Annotated in this window: 19 protein-coding genes; 12 read left to right on the top strand and 7 right to left on the bottom strand. The window is 72.3% G+C overall.

The window, feature by feature from the left end:
• The first annotated feature begins 100 nt into the window (after nt 1–100).
• Complete coding sequence (locus H181DRAFT_RS25675; RefSeq protein WP_074468050.1) at nt 101–655, top strand: hypothetical protein; 555 nt, start codon at nt 101–103, stop codon at nt 653–655.
• 235 nt (nt 656–890) lie between these two features.
• Here H181DRAFT_RS25675 and H181DRAFT_RS25670 read toward each other — a convergent pair whose 3' ends face one another.
• Together H181DRAFT_RS25670 and H181DRAFT_RS25665 are read right to left on the bottom strand one after the other, a co-directional pair.
• Nucleotides 891–1,328, bottom strand: coding sequence for an SRPBCC family protein (locus tag H181DRAFT_RS25670; RefSeq protein ID WP_045866825.1), 438 nt, complete (start codon nt 1,326–1,328; stop codon nt 891–893).
• A 187-nt stretch (nt 1,329–1,515) separates the two neighbouring features.
• Nucleotides 1,516–2,163 (bottom strand): TetR/AcrR family transcriptional regulator, encoded by a 648-nt coding sequence (locus tag H181DRAFT_RS25665; RefSeq protein ID WP_078895978.1) that lies wholly within the window; start codon nt 2,161–2,163, stop codon nt 1,516–1,518.
• A 100-nt stretch (nt 2,164–2,263) separates the two neighbouring features.
• On the opposite strand from H181DRAFT_RS25665, the gene H181DRAFT_RS25660 reads away from it, so the two are divergent.
• The 4 genes from H181DRAFT_RS25660 (at nt 2,264) to H181DRAFT_RS25645 (ending at nt 6,310) form a co-directional block, all read left to right on the top strand.
• The gene (locus tag H181DRAFT_RS25660) at nt 2,264–3,877 is read left to right on the top strand and encodes an FAD-dependent oxidoreductase (protein ID WP_045866824.1); all 1,614 of its coding nucleotides are present in this window, start codon (nt 2,264–2,266) and stop codon (nt 3,875–3,877) included.
• A gap of 9 nt (nt 3,878–3,886) precedes the next feature.
• Nucleotides 3,887–4,222, top strand: a complete 336-nt coding sequence (locus H181DRAFT_RS25655) for a YnfA family protein (protein ID WP_045866823.1) — start codon at nt 3,887–3,889, stop codon at nt 4,220–4,222.
• A 474-nt stretch (nt 4,223–4,696) separates the two neighbouring features.
• Complete coding sequence (locus tag H181DRAFT_RS25650) at nt 4,697–5,383, top strand: TetR/AcrR family transcriptional regulator (protein WP_175439828.1); 687 nt, start codon at nt 4,697–4,699, stop codon at nt 5,381–5,383.
• A gap of 165 nt (nt 5,384–5,548) precedes the next feature.
• Nucleotides 5,549–6,310: an SDR family NAD(P)-dependent oxidoreductase gene (locus tag H181DRAFT_RS25645; protein ID WP_045866822.1), complete on the top strand. Its 762-nt coding sequence runs from the start codon at nt 5,549–5,551 to the stop codon at nt 6,308–6,310.
• 114 nt (nt 6,311–6,424) lie between these two features.
• Here H181DRAFT_RS25645 and H181DRAFT_RS25640 read toward each other — a convergent pair whose 3' ends face one another.
• On the bottom strand, nt 6,425–7,618 hold the full coding sequence (locus H181DRAFT_RS25640) for an RtcB family protein (RefSeq protein ID WP_045866821.1): 1,194 nt from the start codon (nt 7,616–7,618) through the stop codon (nt 6,425–6,427).
• Nucleotides 7,619–7,930: 312 nt separating this feature from the next.
• Here H181DRAFT_RS25640 and H181DRAFT_RS25635 point away from each other — a divergent pair, with 312 nt between their 5' ends.
• From H181DRAFT_RS25635 to H181DRAFT_RS25625, 3 genes are all read left to right on the top strand, one after another.
• Complete coding sequence (locus H181DRAFT_RS25635) at nt 7,931–8,908, top strand: hypothetical protein (protein WP_045866820.1); 978 nt, start codon at nt 7,931–7,933, stop codon at nt 8,906–8,908.
• Between the two features lie 36 nt (nt 8,909–8,944).
• Nucleotides 8,945–9,649: a hypothetical protein gene (locus H181DRAFT_RS25630; RefSeq protein ID WP_045866819.1), complete on the top strand. Its 705-nt coding sequence runs from the start codon at nt 8,945–8,947 to the stop codon at nt 9,647–9,649.
• A 94-nt stretch (nt 9,650–9,743) separates the two neighbouring features.
• A complete protein-coding gene (locus H181DRAFT_RS25625) occupies nt 9,744–11,309 on the top strand; it encodes a DUF2637 domain-containing protein (RefSeq protein WP_254666971.1) in 1,566 nt (521 codons plus the stop codon).
• A gap of 85 nt (nt 11,310–11,394) precedes the next feature.
• On the opposite strand, the gene lysS is transcribed toward H181DRAFT_RS25625, so the two are convergent.
• Nucleotides 11,395–13,140, bottom strand: a complete 1,746-nt coding sequence (gene lysS, locus H181DRAFT_RS25620) for a lysine--tRNA ligase (protein WP_045866818.1) — start codon at nt 13,138–13,140, stop codon at nt 11,395–11,397.
• Nucleotides 13,141–13,307: 167 nt separating this feature from the next.
• Between lysS and argS the strand changes: the two genes are divergently transcribed.
• The 4 genes from argS to H181DRAFT_RS25600 all read left to right on the top strand — a co-directional run bounded on the left by argS (nt 13,308) and on the right by H181DRAFT_RS25600 (nt 18,582).
• Nucleotides 13,308–15,083 (top strand): arginine--tRNA ligase, encoded by a 1,776-nt coding sequence (argS, locus tag H181DRAFT_RS25615; protein WP_045866817.1) that lies wholly within the window; start codon nt 13,308–13,310, stop codon nt 15,081–15,083.
• Nucleotides 15,084–15,309: 226 nt separating this feature from the next.
• The gene (locus H181DRAFT_RS25610; protein ID WP_045866816.1) at nt 15,310–16,809 is read left to right on the top strand and encodes an FAD-binding protein; all 1,500 of its coding nucleotides are present in this window, start codon (nt 15,310–15,312) and stop codon (nt 16,807–16,809) included.
• 16 nt (nt 16,810–16,825) lie between these two features.
• Nucleotides 16,826–17,515: a nucleoside/nucleotide kinase family protein gene (locus H181DRAFT_RS25605; protein WP_045866815.1), complete on the top strand. Its 690-nt coding sequence runs from the start codon at nt 16,826–16,828 to the stop codon at nt 17,513–17,515.
• Nucleotides 17,516–17,778: 263 nt separating this feature from the next.
• Complete coding sequence (locus H181DRAFT_RS25600) at nt 17,779–18,582, top strand: SAM-dependent methyltransferase (protein WP_045866814.1); 804 nt, start codon at nt 17,779–17,781, stop codon at nt 18,580–18,582.
• A gap of 94 nt (nt 18,583–18,676) precedes the next feature.
• Here H181DRAFT_RS25600 and hemB read toward each other — a convergent pair whose 3' ends face one another.
• From hemB to hemC, 3 genes are read right to left on the bottom strand one after another with little or no spacing between them, the layout of a single operon-like run.
• Nucleotides 18,677–19,678 carry a porphobilinogen synthase gene (gene hemB / locus H181DRAFT_RS25595; RefSeq protein ID WP_045866813.1) on the bottom strand — a complete coding sequence of 334 codons (1,002 nt, stop codon included), beginning with the start codon at nt 19,676–19,678 and terminating at the stop codon, nt 18,677–18,679.
• The gene (locus tag H181DRAFT_RS25590) at nt 19,675–21,336 is read right to left on the bottom strand and encodes a bifunctional uroporphyrinogen-III C-methyltransferase/uroporphyrinogen-III synthase (RefSeq protein ID WP_045866812.1); all 1,662 of its coding nucleotides are present in this window, start codon (nt 21,334–21,336) and stop codon (nt 19,675–19,677) included. Before H181DRAFT_RS25590 ends, hemB begins: the two co-directional genes overlap by 4 nt.
• Nucleotides 21,333–22,334 carry a hydroxymethylbilane synthase gene (gene hemC, locus H181DRAFT_RS25585; RefSeq protein WP_045866811.1) on the bottom strand — a complete coding sequence of 334 codons (1,002 nt, stop codon included), beginning with the start codon at nt 22,332–22,334 and terminating at the stop codon, nt 21,333–21,335. The genes H181DRAFT_RS25590 and hemC overlap by 4 nt, the downstream gene beginning before the upstream one ends.
• Nucleotides 22,335–22,409 lie beyond the last annotated feature (75 nt).

The raw sequence follows: 22,409 nt of genomic DNA, 5'->3' as shown, positions 1-22,409 counted from the left end.
ACCCGGACGCTGCGGGGCGTTTCACGACCCGTGAGGCGGGGAGGTCTCTGACACGATGATCGGGTTGCGCGGCGGTAGCCGCGAGTGGTCGGGTGGTGACATGCAGCGCGGTGGAGGACTGGGCGAGGGTACCGGGGACCTCGGTCCGGAGCGCGCAAGGGGACGCCACCGAAGAGACGCGGTGGAGAAGGACACTGGAAGCAGCAAGGGTGGCGGCCGAGTGGGGGTGACCTACAAGTACTTCGGCGCCCCGGACGGCGCGACGGCCGCACGGGTGCCCGTCTCCATGCGCCCGGAGGAGCTCGGCGGCGACGAGCTGGGCCACGGCATGTTCACCAAGATCAAGCCGGAGACGATGGCCGCCATGGTGCTCACCGGGATCGAAGGCATACCGCTGCACCGGGTGCCTCCGCTCGAACTCGTCGTGCTGCACCCGGACTACGCGGTGGTGAAGCTGCCGATGACCGTGGTCGACCCGCTGCGCGGCATCGGCGAGGAGTCGGTCGGCGCGGCCGCCTTCATCTGGTCGACGGTTCCGGACCGCTCCGGCCCCCAGGACGCCTACAACGTGTACCAACTCCTGCACGAGTGGCAGGACTTCTCCGACCGTCTGCACATGGCGGGGCACCAGCCGTACTGCCTGGTCTGGCCCTGATCCCGCCGCACTGCCTGTTCCCGCACTGCCTGTTCCCGCGCAGGCTGTTCCCTCGCTGACCCGCCCGCCGCCGCCCCGAGAGGCGGCCCGCGCCGTGTACTCCGGCCCGCGTGACGGCGCCCCCTCCGGGCGTACGCCGCCACGCGGGCTTCGTGCTGCCTGTGCTTCCGCCGCACCGCGCTGTCGCCGCGCGGGAGTTGCGGGGCCACCGCCGTACGCGGCCACGGCTGCGGGTTCAGAGCTTCGCGGTGTTGCCCGCGGCGGACTCCGCCTTGTGCTTGAACTCGCCCAGGTCGTAATTGGTCAGCGCGGAGTCGAGGTTGGTGAGCGCGCCCAGCCGCTCCACGAACCCCTGCGGGTTGTACTCGATCTGCAGGGTCACCCTGCTCGACGTGTCGCTGAGGCGGTGGAAGGTCACGACCCCGGCGTGCTCGACGCCGTCCGTCGTCTTCCACGCGATGCGCTCCTGCGGGACGAGTTCGGTGATCTCGGCCGTGAAGCTCTTGTCCGCTCCCGGAAGATCGAGCCACCACGAGAAGGACCGGTCGTCGATGCGTACGACGTCCTTCACGTGCCGCAGGAACTTCGGCCACTCCGCCACGTCGTGCCACAGGGCCCAGGTCACGCCGACGGGGGCTTCGACATCCACGGTCTCTACGAGGGAGGACGACACGTATGACACCTCTCATCAACTGGGGATCCGTCCGTGGCCTCCCGGGTACCCATGCGTTCCGGGTCAACTCATCGGAACCCGGGCGGCGGTGGCGCGGCTCCGTTCCGCGTTCCGTCCCGCCACGGGCGCGGAGCCGGGCCGGCAGACGGGAAGGGGCCCCGTCCGGGCACCGCAACGGCCGCTGTTCTCACGGCTGTTCGGCTGTGAGATACCGCTGCACGGACGGTGCGAGCCACGCGACGATCTCCTCGTGGCCGAGAGCGGCCGCCGGAGGCAGCTTCAGCACGTACCGCGTCAGGGCCATCCCCAGGACCTGTGAGGCGAGCAGGGCGGCACGGGTGGGAGCCTGCGACGGGTCGGGGCACACGGCGGCGACCACGGGAGCCACCTGATCGCGGAAGACGGCCCGCAGCCGCTCGCCGCCGGCGGCGTTGGTGACACTGACGCGCACGAGCGCGTTCAGCGTCTCGTCGCCCTCCCACCGGTCGAGGAAGTGGCGTACGAGCCGGGCTCCGGCCTCCTCCCGCGGGGTGCCGCTCAAGTCGGGCAGCCGCAGGTCGATCTCGGACGCGGCGGCGAACAGGCCCTCCTTGTTGCCGTAGTAGCGCATCACCATCGAAGGGTCGATCCCCGCGTCACGCGCTATGGCCCTGATCGTCGCGCGCTCGTAGCCGTCGGCGGCGAACCGGTCGCGGGCGGCCTCGAGGATGGCGGCCCTCGTCGCCTCCGAGCGGCGGTGCCGACCGGCCGCCCCGGCGGCGGCGTTCCCCGCCACGTTCCCCGCCGCGTCCGCGTCCGCACGCGCCTTGCCCTCGGCCGACCTCTGAGCGTCCATGCCAACGACTGTAGGCCAACGCGTGTTGACAGGCCAGAGCGAGGTCCTTAACGTTGCCAACAAGCGTTGACCAACAAGCGTTGGCATCCGGGGAGGCGCCATGGCTCGCAGCAGTGCACAGGTTCCGGGGGACGGCACATCGAGGGCGGCGGACGTGATCGTCGTGGGCGCGGGCCCCGCCGGTCTGCTGACCGCCGGCGATCTCGCGGCCGCCGGCCACAGAGTGACGGTCGTCGAGAAACGCGATGCGGGCATCAGCAACCTCACCCGCTCCCTGGTGGTGCACGCCCGCACCCTGGAACAGCTCGACGCCCGCGGCGTGGGCGACGAACTGGCCGGTCTGGGCGCCCACGCGGAGCGGCTCGGGGTCTTCAGGCGTGCGGTGCTCGATCCGACGACGCTGCCGAGCCGCTATCCGTACATCCTCGTCGTCGGCCAGTCCGAGGTCGAGCGGCTGCTGGAGCGGCGGGCCCGCGAGGCGGGGGCCACCTTCCTGTACGGCACAGAGGTCACGGGCCTCCGCCAGGACGGGACGGGCGTCGAGGTGGACGTCGCGGTGTGGGCAGCGGGGGGAGCGCAGGACGAGCCGGACGGGTCGGACGGGTCGGGCTCGGGGAGCGTCGCCCCTGCCGGAGGCGCCGCCGCTGCCCCTGCCGTCACCACGGGCACGCTGCGCGCCTCGTACCTGGTCGGCTGCGACGGAGTGCGCAGCAGTGTCCGCTCGGCGCTCGGGCTCCCCTTCCCCGGCAGATCCGTCATCCGCTCCATCGTGCTCGCCGACGTCCGGCTGGCCGAACCTCCGTCGGAACCCTTCATGTTCAACGCCGTCGACGACGCGTTCGCCTTGGTCGCCGACTTCGGCGACGGCTGGTACCGCGTGGGCGGATGGAACCGGAAGCGGCAGCTCCCGGACAGCGAACCCGCGGATCTCGGCGAGGTCCGCGACTTCACCCGCCGGGCCCTCGGCTCCGACTTCGGGATGTACGGCCCCCGCTGGGTCTCCCGCTTCCACAGCGACGAACGCCAGGTGCCGCGCTACCGCGTGGGCCGGGTCCTCCTCGCGGGGGACGCCGCGCACGTCCACTCCCCCGCCGGGGGCATGGGGATGAACACGGGCCTGCAGGACGCGGCGAACCTCAGCTGGAAACTCTCCGCCGTGCTGCACGGCCGCGCGGCCGCCGAACTGCTCGACAGCTACCACAGGGAACGCCACCCGGTCGGCAAGCAGGCGCTGCGGGCCAGCGGAGCCATCATCCGGCTCGCCCTCGCCCGCTCCCCGGCGCTGCGCGCCCTGCGCGCGGTCGGCGCCGAACTCCTCAACCGGGTGGGCCCGTTGGGCCGGCGCGCTGTGCGTACCGTCTCCGGCATCGGCGTCTCGTACCCGTCCCCGCGCGGTTCCCACCCTCTCGTCGGCAAGCGCGCTCCGGACCTCGCGCTCGAACCCGCGCCGGGTCGCGAACGGCTCTACGAGGCCCTGAGGGAAGGCAAGTTCGTGCTGGTCACGCCGGCAGGAGACGCACCCGGCCCGGAAGCGGCCGACGAAGAGCGCGTCGTACACGTCCAGTCGGCGGGCGGAAGCGGCGGGCAGCGAACCCGGACATTGCTGATACGGCCCGACGGATACATCGCCTGGGCAAGCGACGCACCGGACGCGGAGGGCCTGCGTCGCGCTCTGCGGCAATGGGCGGGTGCCACGGCGCCGCGTGCCGCGTAGCCTGCGGTCATGCTCGTCGGCCGCTCCATCGTCCTGTTCGCTCTCGCCGCGCTCCTGGAGATCGGCGGAGCCTGGCTCGTCTGGCAAGGCGTCCGCGAGCACCGTGGGTGGGCGTGGATCGGTGCGGGCGTCGTCGCCCTGGGGCTCTACGGGCTCGTCGCCACGTTGCAGCCCGACGCGGACTTCGGCCGGATCCTGGCGGCGTACGGGGGCGTCTTCGTCGCGGGCTCGCTGGCCTGGGGCATGGTCGTGGACGGCTTCCGCCCCGACCGGTGGGACGTGACCGGTGCTCTCGTCTGCCTCGCCGGGGTCGCCGTGATCATGTACGCGCCGCGCGGTCACTGACGGCCGCGGCGCTCCCTCGGGTCCGGTCGCCAGGGGCGCCCGGCGAGTCCAGCCGCTCCCGCCCGTACGTGCGGCTCCCCCGCGGACACGCCCACGGCCACGGGTACGAGCGCCACCGCCACGACAGGCAGGTTGACGAGCATCACCCGGCGCCCGCCCGCGCGACGGGGATAGCAGCCCGCCTGCCAGGACGCCCAGCGCACACGTCGCAGGCGTGCCCGCCGAGCAGCAGGAATCCGCCGAAAACATCAGGGCGTACCCGTGCGCGAACCGCGCCAGGTCGACCGGTGCGAACCCCAGCGCGGCGCAGATCGCGGGCAGGGCGACGTCGACGACCGGTATGTCCAGGTGAGGACGAACAGGACGGCGGCGGTCGCCCCCAGGATCAACCCGGGTCCGCCTCTCAGTTCTTTTACAGGTAAGACAACTAGCGAGGGAGGTCAGCGCTGTCGGGTCCTGCGTGATGATGGGGCCATGTCCCAGCTGTCCCAGCCGTCCCAGCCGCCCGCACCGCGAAAGGCCCGGGGCCGGCCCGCGCGCATCTCACTCGGGCAGGTCGTCGGGACCGCCCGCCGGATCGTGGACGAGGAAGGCGTGGACCGGCTGACCATGCGCCGGCTCGCCACCGAGGTCGGCACCACCCCCATGGCGCTGTACCACCACGTGCGCAACAAGGAAGAGCTGCTCGTCCTGCTGCTGGACGACTACGCCGCACGGACGCTGCGCCGGCCCGAACTGCCCGCCGACCCGCGCGAGAAGGTCACCGTCTGCGCGGCCGCGATCCATGAGGCGCTGGCCGGATGCCCCTGGATCGTGGAGGTGCTGACGGCCGACGACCTGATGTCCACGTCCGCCCTGTGGCACGTCGAGCAGATCGTCGGCGGCCTGGTCGAGTGCGGGCTGACCCTGGAGCAGGCCGTGCACGGGTACCGCACGATCTGGTACTACACCGCCGGAGAGATGGTCGTCCGGGGGACGGCCGCCAAGCGCCGCGCGGAGCACGACCGTACGACGTACCGGGAGCGGGTGTTCGGCGGGCTCGACCCGGAAGAGTTCCCCCGCCTGGCCCGTGTCGGGAACCGCTGGGCCTCGCTGACGGCCGAGGACGCCTTCACACCCGGTCTGCGGGCCGTGGTCGAGGGCGTCCTCGCCGCCCGCTGAGAGCCGCGCCGCCTCCCGCCCGGCAGAGGCGTGGCCGTCCCGCCGTCGCCCGCACGCCCCGCCGTCGCCCACACGCCCGCTGCCCGCTGCCCGCTGCCCGCTGCCCGCTGCCCATGGGCCGCTCCTCCCCCCGGCCCCTCTGGACAGCGCACGTAGCCTTCAGCCATGACCAACCGCACTGCTGTCATCAGCGGCGCCAGCAGCGGTATCGGCGCCGCCACCGCACGCCAACTCGCCGAAGCGGGCTACCGGGTCGTCCTGACCGCCCGGCGTCGCGACCGGATCGACGCGCTCGCCGAGGAGCTGACCGGCGCGGGCCACGAGGCCGTCGCAACCCCGCTGGACGTCACCGACAGAGCGGCGGTCGATGCCTTCGCCGCCGGGCTCGACCGCTGCGACGTCCTGATCAACAACGCCGGCGGCGCCCTGGGCACCGACCCCGTCGCCACGGCCGACCCGGCCGACTGGCGCACGATGTACGAGGTCAACGTCCTCGGCGTACTCCACCTCACCCAGGCGCTGCTGCCCGCCCTGACCGGATCCCCCTCGGGCGACGGCACGGTCCTGGTGGTCTCCTCCACGGCCGGGCACGCCACGTACGAGGGCGGCGGCGGTTACGTCGCGGCCAAGCACGGCGCCCACGTGCTCGCGGAGACGCTGCGCCTGGAGCTGTGCGGGCAGCCGGTGCGCGTCATCGAGATCGCCCCCGGCATGGTGAAGACGGACGAGTTCGCGCTCACCCGCTTCCGCGGGGACGCCGAGCGCGCCGCCAAGGTCTACGAGGGCGTGGCCGAGCCGCTCACCGCGGAGGACGTCGCGGACACCATCACGTGGACGGTCACGCGCCCGCCGCACGTGAACGTCGACCTGCTCGTCGTGCGCCCCCGCGCCCAGGCGTCCAACTCCAAGGTGCACCGGGAGCGTTGACGCCCGGCGCCCGCCCGTACCGCCCCGCCCCCGCGCCGCCGCGGCGACCCACCCCGCGCGGCCCCCGGGTTCACCAGAACTCAAGCACCGCCCGGGGGCCGTCCCGTCCGCGCCTCACCCCTTGACGCAGACGACCTGCTTCAGCTTCGCGACGACCTCCACGAGGTCGCGCTGCCGGTCGATGACCTGCTCGATGGGCTTGTACGCGCCCGGGATCTCGTCCACCACCCCGGAGTCCTTGCGGCATTCCACGCCCCGCGTCTGCTCCTCCAGGTCCTTGGCGGAGTAGCGCTTGCGCGCGGCGTTGCGGCTCATCCTCCGGCCCGCACCGTGCGAGGCGGACTGGAACGACGCGGCGTTGCCGAGCCCCTTCACGATGTAGGACCCGGTCCCCATCGAGCCGGGGATGATGCCGTACTCGCCGGAGCCCGCCCGGATGGCGCCCTTTCGGGTCACCAGCAGGTCCAGTCCGCCGTACCGCTCCTCCGCGACGTAGTTGTGGTGGCAGGAGATCTCGGGCTCGAACACCGGCTTCGCCTTCTTGAACTCCTTGCGGACGACGTCCTTCAGCAGCCCCATCATGACGGCGCGGTTGTGCTTCGCGTACTCCTGCGCCCAGAAGAGGTCCTTCCGGTACGCCGCCATCTGCGGGGTGTCCGCGACGAAGACGGCCAGGTCCCGGTCGATCAGGTCCTGGTTGTGCGGGAGCTTCTGCGCGACGCCGATGTGGTGGTCCGCGAGCTCCTTGCCGATGTTCCGGGACCCGGAGTGCAGCATCAGCCACACCGCGCCCTCGGTGTCGGTGCACACCTCCAGGAAGTGGTTGCCCGATCCGAGGGTGCCCATCTGCTTCACGGCCCGCTCCCGGCGGAACCTCACGTCCTCCGCGATGCCGTCGAACCGCTTCCAGAAGTCCGCCCAGCCCGCGGTCGGGTAACCGTGCAGGCGGCCCGGGTCCACGGGCTCGCCGTGCATCCCGCGGCCCACGGGGATCGCCTGCTCGATCTTCGAGCGGAACCGGGACAGGTCGCCCGGCAGGTCGTTCGCCGTGAGGGATGTCTTCACCGCGGACATGCCGCAGCCGATGTCGACGCCGACCGCGGCCGGGCAGACCGCACCGTTCATGGCGATCACGGAGCCGACCGTCGCGCCCTTGCCGTAGTGGACGTCCGGCATCACCGCGAGGCCCTGGATCCAGGGCAGCGTGGAGACGTTGTGCAGCTGCTGCATCGCCCCCGCCTCGACGGTCGCCGGGTCGGCCCACATCCGGATGGGCACCCGTGCGCCGGCTACCTCGGTGTAGGACATCTCACTCAACTCCCCCATGGACGAAGCACAGACAAGCGCATCAAGCCCAGAAAAAGGAAAAAGAGGACTTTGCGCAACATAAGCACCGGTCGACCGGACGGCCGAGCCGTGCGTGCGATAGACATTGTGTTCCGTGGCCCCGCCACGGCGACAACGCTTTTCCGGCGACGCCGGACCACCGGCCCCTCCGGCCGGGCCCCCGGGCGGCCACCGCCCCCGCAGGAGCCCGCCGGCCCGACCCGCGGCGGGCGGCCGGCACCCCGCGACGAAGCAACCATCACCGACGGCAGTGCCGGACCAGGAGGCAGGACAGTGCAGCGGAGGGCTAGGACGTACCTCACCGGCGTCGCGCTGGCCGTCATGCTCTCCGGCGGGCTCACTGCCTGCACGGGCTCCCCGGAGGACGAAGGCGGCGAGGACACCAAGGCGGGCAGCTCCGGAGCCCCCGACTCCTCGGCCCCGCCCGGCAGGTACCGCACACTCCCCGAGCCCTGCGGAGCCGTCGACCTGAGCACCCTCAAGAAGCTCCTCCCGGACGCCGAGGGCGCCCCGCAGGGCAGCAGCACCCCCGGCAAGGGAACGGCGAGCGGCGACGAGGAGTCGCCGTACGAGGGGCAGCCGATCGCCACGTACGACACCGACCGCCGCGCCGGCTGCCGCTGGAAGAGCACGAACAGCCTGGCCACCCGCAACCTCACCGTCGACTTCGAGCGCGTCGTCTCCTACGACCCCGCCGTCAGCGACGACGAGCAGGCGCAGCTGCTCTACGACGAGCGCGCCGGCCAGGCCGAGATCCCCACCGAGAGCGAGCCCCCGGCCGACGAGGAAGGCGGCGAGGGCGGCGACCCCGCCGACGAGGGTGGGAAATCCGGGAGCGGCGGCTCCGGCGAGGACGGCGGAAGTGAGGCGGCGGACTCCGGCACGGACGGCAAGGGCGGCGGCGAAGGCGGCGGCGACCCCGGCGGCGAGGGTGAGAAATCCGACAGCGGCGGCGGCTCCGACGCCTCCGAGGAGCCGGGCGGCGAACCGTCCCCCTCCTCTGACGCGGACCTTTCCCCGCGGACACTCGACGATATCGGCGACAACGCCTACATCGACGACCAATTGGACACCGGTGACTCCGGAGTCCACCGGGACATTACGCTCGTCTTCCGGAGCGCCAACGTGATCGCCACGGTCACCTACGACCAGTGGCTGACCGACAAGCGGCGCACCCCGGACAGCGCCGAGTTGCAGGAGAAGGCCCGCAGCGTCGCGGAAGAGCTCGCCGCGGACTTCGACGACAACTGACGACGCAGACGCAGACTGACTGGAAGCGAAGGAACCATGCCCCGTACAGCTCAGCGAACCTCCTCGCGAAGCGCCACGCGTTCCGCCCGTACGCTCGCCTGCGCGGCACTCGTTCTTCCGGCCCTGCTCGTCGCGGGCTGCTCCTCCGACTCCGGAGAGGAGCCGGCCTCCTCCGAGCAGGGCGAGAGCACTCCCAGCGCGGCTCCCGTGAAGTTCAAGGAGCTGCCGGACGCGTGCAAGACGCTCTCCAAGGACACGGTGAAGAAGCTGACGCCGAAGACGGACAACGCCTCGGGCAAGCGCATCGGCGCGGGCAACACCCAGGACTCGGGAAGCTGCCTGTGGAGCGGCCTCGACAAGTTCGACTACCGGCAGCTGACCGTCTCCCTCAAGCGTTTCGACTCGGACGCCTCCCGCGGTTCCGGCGACAAGCTCGCCGGCGCCTTCCTCCAGCAGCAGGTCGACGGCCTCAAGACCGACAAGGCCAACAAGGACCTCAAGACCGAGCCGGTCAAGGGCATCGGGGAGCAGGCGACTGCCGTCAGCTACGAGGTCGACAAGAAGGACGGCAAGAAGTCCGAGGCCTTCCGCGAGGAGCGCCTCGTGGTGCGCCAGGCGAACGTCGTCGTCTCCGTCGACTACTCGGGCGCCGGGTTCGAGGACGCCAAGCTCCCCAAGGCCGACGACCTCGGGAAGAACGCCGAGAAGGCGGCCAAGGAAGCGGTCGCGTCCCTGAAGTGAGGCCGGGCCCCCGCCGTACTCCGTGCGGCGGGGACTTGACGCGTGTGCCAGTCTGGTGCGCCGCGCCGGTTTCCGAGGGTGGGGGACAACTCCAGTGCAGGCCGTACAACTGACTCGTACACACCGCATATTGGTCGCGGTGGTCGTCATCGGTGCCGTGACGATCGCCGCGATCGGCTTCGCCGGTTCGTTCGCCGCCGTGCGCGACCTCGCCGAGAAGAAGGGCTTCGGCGCGTTCGCCCCCTTCTTCCCCATCGGCATCGACGCGGGCATCGTCGTCCTGCTCGCGCTGGACCTGCTGCTGACGTGGATCCGCATCCCCTTCCCGCTGCTGCGCCAGACCGCGTGGCTGCTGACCGCCGCGACGATCGCCTTCAACGGCGCCGCCGCCTGGCCCGACGCGCTCGGCGTCGGGATGCACGCGGTGATCCCCGTCCTGTTCGTCGTCTCCGTCGAGGCCGCCCGGCACGCGATCGGGCGGATCGCCGACATCACGGCCGACAGGCACATGGAGGGCGTGCGCGTCTCGCGCTGGCTGCTGGCGTTCCCCTCGACCTTCCGGCTGTGGCGCCGGATGAAGCTGTGGGAGCTGCGCAGCTACGACGAAGTGATCCGCATGGAGCAGGACCGGCTCGTCTACGAGGCCCGGCTACAGGCGCGGTTCGGACGCAGCTGGCGGCGCAAGGCCCCCGTCGAGTCCCTGATGCCGCTGAAGCTCGCGCGCTACGGCGTCCCGCTGTCGGAGACCGGACCGCAGGGACTCGCGGCGGCCGGCATCGACGCGCCCGCCGTGGCGTCCCGTCCGGCGGCGGCGTCCCGCGGTGCCGGTGCCGTGCGCGAGCGGGCGGAGCAGGACCGGCCGCGTCCGGAACTCACCGCGGGAGCGGCCGGATCCCCCGCGGGCGAGGCGGAACCGTCGGCCGCCGTGCAGCATGAACAGGCCGCCGGGGAAAGGCCGTTCGCCGCGGCGACCGACGGTGCGGGCGAGGCGGCCGCCGAGCCGGCACCGCAGGCGCCGTCCCGCAGACCGCCGGCGCACGAGGCCGGCGACCCTGCCCCCGGGCCGGTACCGGAGCCGGCACCGGCCGCGGCGCACGAGCCGCAGGAGCAGGCCCCCGCGTACTCGTACGCCGAGGCGCAGCCCCCGAACCCGCAGGTGACCGTGCCCGTGGGCCCCGGCCGCCGCCGCGCGCTGGGCAACTCGAACGCACCCGTCAACGGCGGGCCCGCCTACCTGCCCCCGCAACGCGCCGAAGAGCAGCAGCTGTTCGTTGAGCCCAGGCCCGCGCCGCCGTCCCAGCAGCAGGCCCTGGCGGCGGAGCAGGCGCAGCAGGAGTTCGACTACGACTACGACCTGCCGCCGGAACGGCAGCTCCGCGAACAGGCCCCCGCCGCCCCGGCGTCCGGCTCTCTGCCGGAGGACACCGAACCCGTCGGCATACCCGACGGGGTGCCGCGCGACGAGTTCTACTTCAACGCCTACCGGCAGTTCGTCGCCTCGCAGGCGAGTTTCCCCAACGCGCGCCAGCTCTCCCGCGCCCTGCACGAGCGGCACGGCGTCACGAACGCCGACGGATCGCTGCTGAGCGAGAGCTATCTCCGCTCGTACATGCGGGAGTTCAGGGAGCGGTACAACACCGAGATGGGCCTCGCGGGCTGACCCGCACCGCCCGGAGGAACCGACCGCGAGGGGTGCCGAACGGGCGCGCCACGCGCGTGGCGGCGGCAGCGCGCCCGTCCCGGGGTCACGCCCCGAGCAGCTTGCGCACCCTGCCCGATCCCACGGCCAGCAGCAGGGTCGGCAGCCGCGGGCCCGTGTCACGCCCGACGAGCAGCTTGTAGAGCAGCGCGAAGAACGACCGCTGCGCCACCTTCAGTTCGGGTGTCGGCTTGGCCTCCGGCTCGATACCGGCCTGCACCTTCGGGACGCCGTAGACGAGCTGCGTCAGGCCCTCCAGCGACCAGTGGCGGTCCAGGCCGTCCAGCAGCAGCCGCAGCGACTCGCGCTGCTCGTCGTCGAGCGACTCCAGCAGCGCCGTGTCCGGCTCCTCCCGCACGCGCGTCCGCTGCTCCGCGGGCACCTGCGTGCTGATCCAGCGCTGGGCGCGGTCGAGCCTCGGGCGCACCTCGTCCAGCGCGCTGACGGGACGCTCCGGGTCCAGCTCGCTGAGGATGCGCAGGGTCTGCTCGTCGTTCCCCGCCGTGATGTCCACGACGGAGGCGAGGGTGCGGTACGGGAGCGGACGCGGCGTCGAGGGCAGCGGCCCCGCGGCGGTGGTGGACGCACGCAGATGCGCGGCGGCGTCGGCGGGCTGGGCCTGGCCCGCCGCGAGCTTCCGCTCCAGGGCGTCCCACTCGTCGTACATGCGCTGGACCTCCTGGTCGAAGGCCACCTTGAACGACTGGTTGGGGCGGCGGCGCGCGTACAGCCAGCGCAGCAGCGGCGCCTCCATGATCTCCAGCGCGTCCGCGGGCGTGGGCACCCCGCCCTTGGAGGACGACATCTTGGCCATGCCGCTGATGCCGACGAACGCGTACATGGGCCCGATGGGCTGCTCGGCGTCGAAGATCTCCTTGACGAGCTGGCCGCCGACGACGAACGACGAGCCGGGCGACTGGTGGTCGACGCCGCTCGGCTCGAACACCACTCCCTCGTACGCCCAGCGCATCGGCCAGTCGACCTTCCACACCAGCTTGCCGTGGTCGAACTCGTCCAGCCGGACGGTCTCGCTGTGGCCGCACTGGCAGCTGTAGGTCAGCTCGGTCGTCGCGTCGTCGTACGCCGTGACCGTGGTCGTGTCCCGCAGGCAGGCCGTGCAGTAGGGCTTGTACGGGTAGTACGCCCCGCCGCCGGCGCCCGAGCCGTCGTCCTCCGAGGCGGCGCCCGAGCCTTCGGCGGCCTCCAGCTCGGCGGCGTCCGGCTCGCCCTGCTTCTTCTTCTGCTGCTTCTTGCCGCCCGCCGCGGCCTTGTCCAGCGTCCGGTAGCGCTCCAGCACGGCGTCGATGCGCTCGCGTTCGCGCATCGCGAAGAGGATCTGCTCGCGGTAGGCGCCCGCCGTGTACTTCGCGGTCTGGCTGATGCCGCGGTACTCGACGCCGAGCTGGGCGAGCGACTCCTCCATCGCGCTCCTGAAGTGCGCGGCCCAGCTCTCGTACGCGCTCCCGGGCGGGGCGGGCACGGACGTGAGCGGCTTCCCGATGTGCTCGTTCCAGGACTCGTCGACGCCCTCGACACCGGCGGGCACCTTGCGGAACCTGTCGTAGTCGTCCCAGGAGATGATGTGCTCGCACTCCACGCCGCGCCGCTTGATCTCGTCGGCGACCAGGTGCGGAACCATCACCTCGCGCAGGTTGCCCAGGTGGATGGGGCCGGAGGGGGAGAGCCCGGAGGCGCAGACCACTGCTTTCCCGGGCGCACGACGCTCCGCTTCGGCGACGACGTCATCCGCGATACGGGAGACCCAGTCGGTCTCGCTGGTGGTGCGATCCACTTCCGGCACTTCCTTCTCTCTGCTCCGGCGAGGCGTGTCTGCGGGGCCCATTCTCCCACTGCCGGGGTGCCGCCCGCCCCTGGGATATGCGTGTGCCCGGCCCTGCCCGTGCGTGGGATACTCGGGCCTGCTTACCCAGCCACCCACGTACGGAACGGCTCGCACTCATGGCCTCGGTCCCTTCGCTCGCCGCCACGCTCCACCAGTGCCTCGCGGAGGCCCTGTCGGCATCAGTGCCGCAGGAGACTCCCGCCGACTGGCTGGACCCGATGCTGCGACGGAGCGACAGGGCCGACTTCCAGGCCAACGGCATGCTGGCGCTCTCCAAGCGCCTCAAGTCCAACCCGCGTGAGCTCGCGGGCACCGTCGTGGAGAGCATCCCGGCCAACGAGGAGATCGCCTCGGTCGAGGTCTCCGGTCCGGGCTTCCTCAACATCGTCGTCTCGGACGCGGCGGTGCTGCGCAACCTCGCGGCCCGCTCCGACGACGAGCGGCTGGGCGTGCCGTACGCGGAGTCCCCCGGCGTCACGGTGATCGACTACTCGCAGCCGAACGTGGCCAAGGAGATGCACGTCGGCCATCTCCGCTCGACCGTCATCGGCGACGCCGTCACCAAGATCCTCGAGCACCGGGGCGAGACGGTGGTCCGGCGCCACCACATCGGGGACTGGGGCACCCAGTTCGGCATGCTCATCCAGTACCTGATCGAGCACCCGCACGAGCTGGACCACGCGTCGGACACCGGGGACGGGCGGGACGAGGGCGAGGCCGCGATGGCCCGCCTCAACCGGCTGTACAAGGACTCGCGCTCGCTGTTCGACTCCGACGAGGAGTTCAAGGCGCGGGCGCGCGACCGCGTCGTCGCGCTGCAGGCGGGCGACGAGGAGACGCGGAGGCTCTGGCACAAGATCGTCGACGAGTCCAAGACGTACTTCCAGGCCGTCTACGAAGACCTGGACGTGGAGATCCTCGACAAGGACATCGTCGGCGAGAGCGCCTACAACGACGACCTCCAGCAGGTCGTGAAGGACCTGGAGTCCTCGGGCGTGGCCGTGCGCTCCGAGGGCGCCCTCTGCGTGTTCTTCGACGACGTCAAGGGTCCCGACGGCACTCCGACTCCGCTGATCGTCCAGAAGTCCAACGGCGGCTTCGGATACGCCGCGACCGACCTCGCCGCCATCCGCGACCGCGTGGGCAAGCTCCAGGCGGACACCATCCTCTACGTCGTGGACGCCCGGCAGGCGCTGCACTTCCGCATGGTCTTCGAGACCGCCCGGCGGGCGGGCTGGCTCCCCGAGGGCGCGGCGCGGCAGCTCGCGTTCGGCACGGTCCTGGGCAAGGACGGGAAGCCGTTCAAGACCCGCGAGGGCGAGAGCGTGCGCCTGGTGGACCTGCTGGACGAGGCGAAGCAGCGCGCTGCCGTCGTGGTGCGGGAGAAGGCGCAGGACCTCACCGAGGAGGAGATCCAGGAGCGGGCCGCCCAGGTCGGCATCGGCGCCGTGAAGTACGCCGACCTGTCGAACTCGATGACGCGCGACTACGTCTTCGACCTCGACCGGATGGTCTCCCTCCAGGGCGACACCAGCGTCTACCTGCAGTACGCCTACGCGCGGGTGCGGTCCATCTTCCGCCGGGCGGGAGAGCTGCGGCCGCAGGTGCATCCGATGCTGGCGCTGGAGCCCGCCGAGCGTGCCCTCGCGCTGCACCTCGACGAGTTCGGCGACACCCTCACGGCCGTCGCGGAGAACTACGAGCCGCACAAGCTCGCGGCGTACCTGTACGAACTGGCCACGCTCTTCGGCCCGTTCTACGAGAACTGCCCCGTGCTGAAGGCCGATTCGCAGCAGGCCGCCGAGAACCGCCTCTTCCTCTGCGACCTGACGGCCCGCACCCTCCGCGAGGGCATGACGCTGCTGGGCATCCGCACGCCCGAGCGGCTCTGAGCGTCTCCTGCCGGCGGGGCGGCGGCGACGGCTGACGGTGCGGCAGCGCCGCCCGGCCGGCGCCGCTGTCCGGTCCCGGCGCGGCACCGCACGCCGTCCCGGAGCCCCCGCCCGCCGCTCACCCTCCCGGGGGTCGGCCCTCGCGACCGCGAGCCCGGCGCATGTGCTTGCAAGTAGCATCCACCGCCTGAGACTCCATCACCCGCCGGCCCCCAGGAGGACCCGCATGCGCCCGGAACCCACCAGACGGACCGCACTGTACGGCCTGGCCACGGCAGCCGCCGTCGTCGGATTCGACCCCGCAGCCCGGGCATGGGCGACGGAGCGGCCGACTCCTTCCCGCTCCCCGTTCCACGAAGTCCCGCCCCTGGACGGGTCGTTGCTCACCGACGACGCGTCACGCGACGCCGCCGCCGAGGACTTCGGACACATCGTCCACCGCAGGCCCGCCGCCGTCCTCCGTCCCGGTTCGGTCCGGGACATCGTGGTGATGGTGCGCTTCTGCCGCCGTCACGGCATCCCCGTCGCCCCGCGCGGGCAGGGGCACACGACGTTCGGCCAGGCCCAGGTCAAGGGCGGCCTGGTCGTCGAGACGACGCCGCTGGACCACATCGGCGACGTCCGCGGCGGCACCGTGACGGTGGGCGCCGGCGCCCGCTGGAGCCGGGTCGCCAAGTCCACGCTGCGGCACGGCCTCACGCCTCCGGTCTTCACCGACTACCTCGAACTGTCCGTCGGCGGCACCCTCTCCGTGGGCGGTCTCGGCGGTCAGACCCACCGGCACGGCGCCCAGACCGACAACGTCACCGAGCTTCAGGTCGTCACCGGCGCCGGAGAGCTGGTCCGCTGCTCGCCGAGCCGGCACGCGGACCTGTTCGACGCCGTACGGGCCGGCCTCGGCCAGTGCGCGATCGTCGTCAGCGCGACGATCCGCCTCGTACGCGCGCCGGAGACCGTGAGGCACTTCCAGCTCCCGTACGCGGAGCTGGGCACGTACCTGGAGGACCAGCGGCGGCTGGTCACCGACGGGAGGTTCGACTACGTCGAGGGCCTCGTCCTCCCCGACGAGACGGGCGCCTTCCGCGTCCACGTGCTGGAAGCCGTCGCGTACGGCCCGCCCTCCCCCAGAGCCTCCGGCCTGGGAGGTGCCCCCAGGCCGGAGCCCGACGACGGCGAGCTCCTGGCCGGGCTGCGGTTCGAGCAGGCGGGCATGACCGCGGAGACGCTCGACTACTACACCTTCCTCGACAGGCTCGCTCCGTCCGTCGAGGAGCAGAAGGAGTCCGGCGTCTGGGACGACCCGCACCCCTGGCTCAACCTGCTGCTGCCCTCCTCCTCCGTCGAAGCGCTGGCCTCGGACATCCTCGGGGGCCTCCGTCCCGAGGACATCGGGTCGAGCGGTGTCGTCCTGCTCTACCCGCTGCGCAGGAAGGTGCTGCGCACGCCGCTGCTGCGGATGCCCTCCGACCCGGTGCCGTACCTGCTGGCCGTGCTGCGCACCGGTCCGCCCGGCGACCCGGCCACCGTGAAGCGCCTGCTCGCCGACAACCGCGCGGCGTACGAGCAGGTGCGCGACGCGGGCGGAAAGCAGTACCCGGTGGGTTCCGTCCCCTTCGACCGGGCCGACTGGCGCGACCACTTCGGTCCCGCGTTCCCCGCTCTCGCGGCGGCCCGCCACCGCTACGACCCGTCCGGCATCCTCACTCCCGGCCAGGGCGTCTTCTGACCGCCGCCGGACTGCCGTGACACGCCGCGAGACCGCGCGTCGTTTCGGCCGGCTGCTCGCGCTGGCGCAGCAGTCGGCCGACTCCGGCGGCCGCCGCATCCTCGGGATCGCGGGGCCGCCGGGCGCGGGCAAGTCCACGATCGCCGCCTCGCTCACCGAGGCGCTCGGCCCCGGCCGGGCCGTACACGTCCCGATGGACGGCTTCCACCTCGCCGACGTCGAGCTGCGCCGCCTCGGGCTGCTCGACCGCAAAGGGGCCCCGGAGACGTTCGACGCCCACGGCTACGCCGCTCTGCTCCGGCGGCTGCGGAGCCAGGGCGGCGAGACCGTCTACGCCCCGGCGTTCGACCGCGAGCTGGAGCAGCCCGTCGCGGGTTCGCTGCCGGTGCGGCCGGACGTGCCGCTCGTCGTCACCGAGGGCAACTACCTGCTGCTGGACGAGCCGGAGTGGCGGCCCGTCCGGACCCTGCTGGACACATGCTGGTGGGTCGGCCCGGCCGAGGACGTACGTCTGCGCAGGCTGATCGACCGCCACATGCGGTACGGCAAGAGCCGCGCGGAGGCCGAGAGCTGGGTGCACCGCTCGGACGAGGCCAACGCCCGGCGGATCGCGCCGTGCCGGGACGCCGCCGACCTCGTCGTGGAGCTCGGTCCCGGCGATCCCGGCGATCCCGTTCCCGGGGCGGAGAGGGGGACGGGCGCGTGAGGGCCGCCATGTCCCGTGCGCCCCGGGCACCCCGTACATCCCGTGCACCTCGCTGAGCACGCCGCCTGAAGGGGCGGGATTCGCGCCCGAACAGCGGCGATCACGTGAGGGCTCCCGTGCGCGCCGCGAGCGTCCGCACGCTCCTTGGTACGTTCAACCCGCCCGCCCTGAAGGCATGTTGACGCCGGACGGGCCGAACAGCCGCGCTCGCCCGGTCGAGCGGACCGCACGGCCGGCGGCAGACGAGGAACGGAAGAGCGACCATGACCGGTTCCGGCGCACAGCCTCCCCCGATCGACACCGGCCGAGCGCACTCGGCCCGGATGTACGACTACTACCTCGGCGGCAAGGACTGGTACCCCGTCGACCGGGAGGCAGCGGAGAAGGTGAAGGAGGTCTTCCCCTTCATCGTCACCGGAGCCCGCGCGAACCGCGACTTCATGCACCGGGCCACGCGCACCCTCGCCGCCGAGTACGGAGTGCGGCAGTTCATCGACATCGGCACCGGCATCCCGACCTCACCCAACCTGCACCAGGTCGCCCAGGAGGCCGCGCCCGAGGCCCGCGTGGTCTACGCCGACAACGATCCGACGGTGCTGGAGTACACCGACGCGCTGACCCTCAGCCATCCGCGGGGGCGCACCGCCTACGTCCACGCCGACCTGCGCCACGACGACGTCCTCGAAGCGCCGCGGCTGCGCGCCACCGTCGACCTGGAAGAGCCCGTCGCCCTGTCGCTGCTCGCCGTCACGCACTTCCTGCCGGACGAGTACGGGCCGTACGAGATCGTCAGGTCCATGGTGGAGCGGCTCGCGCCCGGCAGCTTCCTCGTCCTCTCGCACGCGACACCGGACTTCAACCCCGCGGCCCACGACGCCGTGGCGGTCTACCGGCAGAGCGGCACGCCCGCGCAGATCCGCACCAGGGCGGAGATCGAGCGCTTCTTCGACGGGACGGAGCTGATCGAGCCCGGTCTGACCTCGACGCACCGCTGGCGCCCCGAAGGGGACTCCGGCATCACCGACGCCGACGCCTTCTTCTACGCGGGCATCGGCCGCAAGCCCTGAGGCGGCGGCGGAACGCGGGCGGGGGCGCCGCACCTGCGGCAGGCCGGCCCTCCCGTCGCCGTCGCGGTCGCCGCCGCAACGGCAACGGCACCGGTCAGAGCTTGCGCCCCGCCTCCAGCGCCCAGTACGTCAGGATCAGGTCCGCACCCGCGCGCTTGAAGCTGGTCAGCGTCTCCATCATCGCCGCGTCCCGGTCGATCCAGCCGTTCCGCGCGGCCGCCTCGACCATCGCGTACTCACCTGAGATGTGGTAGACGCCCAGCGGCACGTCGACCCGCTCGGCGAAGTCCCGCAGCACGTCCAGGTACGGCAGGCCCGGCTTGACCATCACCATGTCCGCGCCCTCGGCGAGGTCGAGCGAGAGCTCGCGCAGCGACTCGCGGGAGTTGGCGGGGTCCTGCTGATACGTCCGGCGGTCGCCCTGGAGCGACGAGCCGACGGCCTCACGGAACGGCCCGTAGAAAGCGGAGGCGTACTTCGCGGTGTACCCGAAGATCGACACGTCCTCGTGGCCCGCCGCGTCCAGCGCCCTGCGCGCGTGCCCGACCTGGCCGTCCATCATTCCGCTGGCCCCCAGCACGTGGGCACCGGCCTCCGCCTGGACGCGCGCCATCTCCGCGTACCGCTCCAGCGTGGCGTCGTTGTCCACCCTGCCGTCCGCGTCGAGCACGCCGCAGTGGCCGTGGTCGGTGGTCTCGTCCAGGCACAGGTCCGACATGACGACGATGTCGTCGCCGACCTCCGAGCGCACGTCCCGCAGCGCGACCTGCAGGATGCCCCCGGGATCGGTGCCGCAGCTGCCGACCGCGTCCTTGTCCTCGTCCTTCGGCACCCCGAAGACCATGATCCCGCCCAGGCCGGCCCGCACGGCCTCGGCGGCGGTCTCCTTCAGCGATTCCCGCGTGTGCTGCACGACGCCCGGCATCGAGGCGACCGGAACCGGCTCGCTGATGCCGTCCCGCACGAAGACGGGAAGGATCAGGTCGGCCGGGTGGACCCGGTGCTCGGCGACCATGCGGCGCATGGCCGGCGTCGTCCGCAGCCTGCGGGGACGTGCGCCGGGGAAGCCGCCCGCCGCGGAACGCTCACTGCTCAAGATGTACGTGCCCTCCTCCGGGCCGGGCGCTTCTCGCTCGGCCGCTTCACCGGGTCGCCCGCCGCGACCGCCTCCGCGCGCCGCTTGGCGCCGAAGTCCGCCAGCGCCTCCGCCAGCTTGTGCACCGACGGCTCGGGGGACATGACGTCGACCCGCAGGCCGTGCTCCTCCGCCGTCTTGGCCGTGGCCGGCCCGATACAGGCGATCACTGTGACGTTGTGCGGCTTGCCCGCGATGCCGACGAGGTTCCGCACCGTCGAGGACGAGGTGAACAGCACCGCGTCGAAACCGCCGCCCTTGATGGCCTCGCGCGTCTCCGCGGGCGGCGGCGAGGCCCGCACCGTGCGGTAGGCGGTGACGTCGTCGACCTCCCAGCCCAGCTCGATGAGCCCGGCCACGAGGGTCTCCGTCGCGATGTCGGCCCGCGGCAGGAAGACGCGGTCGATGGGGTCGAAGACCGGGTCGTAGGGCGGCCAGTCGTCCAGCAGCCCGGCGGCCGACTGCTCACCGCTCGGCACCAGGTCGGGCTTCACGCCGAACTCGACGAGCGCCCTGGCGGTCTGCTCGCCGACCGCCGCGACCTTGATCCCCGCGAAGGCGCGGGCGTCCAGGCCGTACTCCTCGAACTTCTCCCGCACGGCCTTCACCGCGTTGACGGAGGTGAAGGCGATCCACTCGTACCGCCCCGTCACCAGGCCCTTCACGGCCCGCTCCATCTGCTGCGGCGTGCGCGGCGGTTCGACGGCGATCGTCGGGACCTCGGCCGGCACCGCGCCGTAGCTGCGCAGCTGGTCGGAGAGCGACTCGGCCTGCTCCTTCGTACGGGGCACGAGGACCTGCCAGCCGAAGAGCGGCTTGGACTCGAACCACGCCAGCTGGGGGCGCTCCGCCGCCGTGCCGTGCTCCCCGACCACGGCTATCACCGGCTGGCCGCCGTCGGAGGAGGGGAGGACCTTCGCGGTCTTCAGCACCTGCCCGATGGTGCCGAGCGTCGCCGTCCAGGTGCGCTGCCGGGTCGTGGTGCCGGCGGCGGTGACCGTCAGGGACGTCTCCGGCTTGCGGCCGCCCGCGACCAGCTCGCCCGAGACGGAGACGACGGACTCCAGCGTGGTCGAGACGACCACTGTGGCGTCGCTCGCCCCGACCTCCGTCCAGCATCTCTCGTCCGCTGTACGCGCGTCGATGAAGCGGACGTCGGTGCCCTGGCCGTTCCGGAGGGGCACACCCGCGTACGCGGGGACGCCCACGGCGGTCGCGATACCCGGCACCACCTCGAAGGGGATGCCCTCTGCCGCGCACGCCAGCATCTCCCTCGCGGCGTCGGCGTCGAGCCCGGGATCACCGGTGACCGCACGCACCACCCGCTTGCCCGCGCGTGCGGCAGCCATGGCAAGATCTGCTGCACCGCCCGCGGGCGCGGCGGGAGTTGACGCGTCGTCAGCATCCCGAAGCGGCGTGTCCACCCCTGCCCGAGCGTGGGTGCGGACGACGTCGTACACCTGGGGGTCGGCCACAAGCACATCGGCATGCGCGAGTGCCTCGACGGCGCGCAGCGTCAGCAGACCCGGATCTCCGGGCCCGGCACCGAGGAAGGTGACGTGTCCGTGTGCACCGTAGAGGTGCTGAGTTGTCGAATTGTGGGCAGTGGTGGGGCTCAAAGTGCTCGCTCCCCCATCAGACCGGCCGCACCCTTGGCGAGCATCTCGTCGGCGAGTTCACGGCCCATGTTCTGCGGGACCGTCGTGCCGTCGCCGGATGCCGGTACGGGACCGGTGGTGGACAGCTGCACCAGCGTCTCGCCGTCGGTGGTTCCGACGACGCCACGCAGGCGCATTTCGGTGACAGCCTGCCCGTCGTCCCGCAGGTCGGCGAGCGCGCCCACAGGCGCGCTGCAACCGGCCTCCAGGGCGGCGAGCAGGGTTCGCTCAGCGGTCACGGCGGCCCGTGTGGACGGGTCGTCGAGCTCGGCGAGCTGGACAGCCAGATACGCGTTGGCGGACGCGCACTCGACGGCCAGTGCCCCCTGGCCGGGGGCGGGCAGTACAGCGTCGGGGCTGAGCAGTTCGGTGACCTCGTCGAGACGGCCCGTGCGCTCCATCCCGGCGGCTGCCAGCACCACTGCGTCGAGTTCGCCTGAGCGCACATACCCGATGCGCGTGTCGATATTCCCCCGGATGGGCACCGTCTCGACCCGCCCGCCCAGGGACCGAGCCCAGGAGTTGAGCTGCGCCATCCGGCGGGGCGAGCCCGTGCCGACGGTCGCGGCCTTCCCGGTGGTGCGCGACGAGTGCACGAGCTGCTCGAAGTCCAGGCCGTCGCGGGCGATGAGCACGTCGCGGGCGTCCGCACGCGGGGGGATCGCCGCGATGAGCAGATCGTCGTGCGGTGCTGTCGGCAGGTCCTTCAGCGAGTGCACGGCGAAGTCGATCTCGCCGCGCAGCAGCGCCTCGCGCAGCGCCGCGACGAAGACGCCGGTGCCGCCGATCTGGGCCAGATGCTCCCTGCTGGTGTCTCCGTACGTCGTGATCTCGACCAGTTCGACGGGACGTCCCGTCACCCGGCGCACCTGCTCGGCCACGAGGCCGGACTGGGCCATGGCGAGCTTGCTGCGCCGTGTGCCCAGCCGCAGGGCCGGTGCTTCTGGCGTGTGGGTCATGCGCTCACCTCGTCGTGCCCGTCCGCGCTGCCGCGCGGGACGCGTCCTTCGTTGACTTGCCCGGCCCCGCGGGGC

Source organism: Streptomyces sp. WMMB 714, assembly GCF_900090125.1.
Taxonomy (GTDB): Bacteria; Actinomycetota; Actinomycetes; order Streptomycetales; family Streptomycetaceae; genus Streptomyces; species Streptomyces daqingensis.
Note: the sequence above shows the minus strand (reverse complement) of the source record. Positions and strands in the feature narration are given on the sequence as shown.

Bases quoted from the DNA above. Each gene is read 5' to 3' on its own strand.
- H181DRAFT_RS25675 (WP_074468050.1), top strand. From the start codon at position 101: ATGCAGCGCGGTGGAGGACTGGGCGAGGGTACCGGGGACCTCGGTCCG.
- H181DRAFT_RS25640 (WP_045866821.1), bottom strand. From the start codon at position 7,618: ATGTCCTACACCGAGGTAGCCGGCGCACGGGTGCCCATCCGGATGTGG.
- H181DRAFT_RS25630 (WP_045866819.1), top strand. From the start codon at position 8,945: ATGCCCCGTACAGCTCAGCGAACCTCCTCGCGAAGCGCCACGCGTTCC.
- H181DRAFT_RS25660 (WP_045866824.1), top strand. From the start codon at position 2,264: ATGGCTCGCAGCAGTGCACAGGTTCCGGGGGACGGCACATCGAGGGCG.
- H181DRAFT_RS25665 (WP_078895978.1), bottom strand. From the start codon at position 2,163: ATGGACGCTCAGAGGTCGGCCGAGGGCAAGGCGCGTGCGGACGCGGAC.
- argS (WP_045866817.1), top strand. From the start codon at position 13,308: ATGGCCTCGGTCCCTTCGCTCGCCGCCACGCTCCACCAGTGCCTCGCG.
- H181DRAFT_RS25610 (WP_045866816.1), top strand. From the start codon at position 15,310: ATGCGCCCGGAACCCACCAGACGGACCGCACTGTACGGCCTGGCCACG.
- H181DRAFT_RS25650 (WP_175439828.1), top strand. From the start codon at position 4,697: ATGTCCCAGCTGTCCCAGCCGTCCCAGCCGCCCGCACCGCGAAAGGCC.
- H181DRAFT_RS25645 (WP_045866822.1), top strand. From the start codon at position 5,549: ATGACCAACCGCACTGCTGTCATCAGCGGCGCCAGCAGCGGTATCGGC.
- H181DRAFT_RS25600 (WP_045866814.1), top strand. From the start codon at position 17,779: ATGACCGGTTCCGGCGCACAGCCTCCCCCGATCGACACCGGCCGAGCG.
- H181DRAFT_RS25655 (WP_045866823.1), top strand. From the start codon at position 3,887: ATGCTCGTCGGCCGCTCCATCGTCCTGTTCGCTCTCGCCGCGCTCCTG.
- hemC (WP_045866811.1), bottom strand. From the start codon at position 22,334: ATGACCCACACGCCAGAAGCACCGGCCCTGCGGCTGGGCACACGGCGC.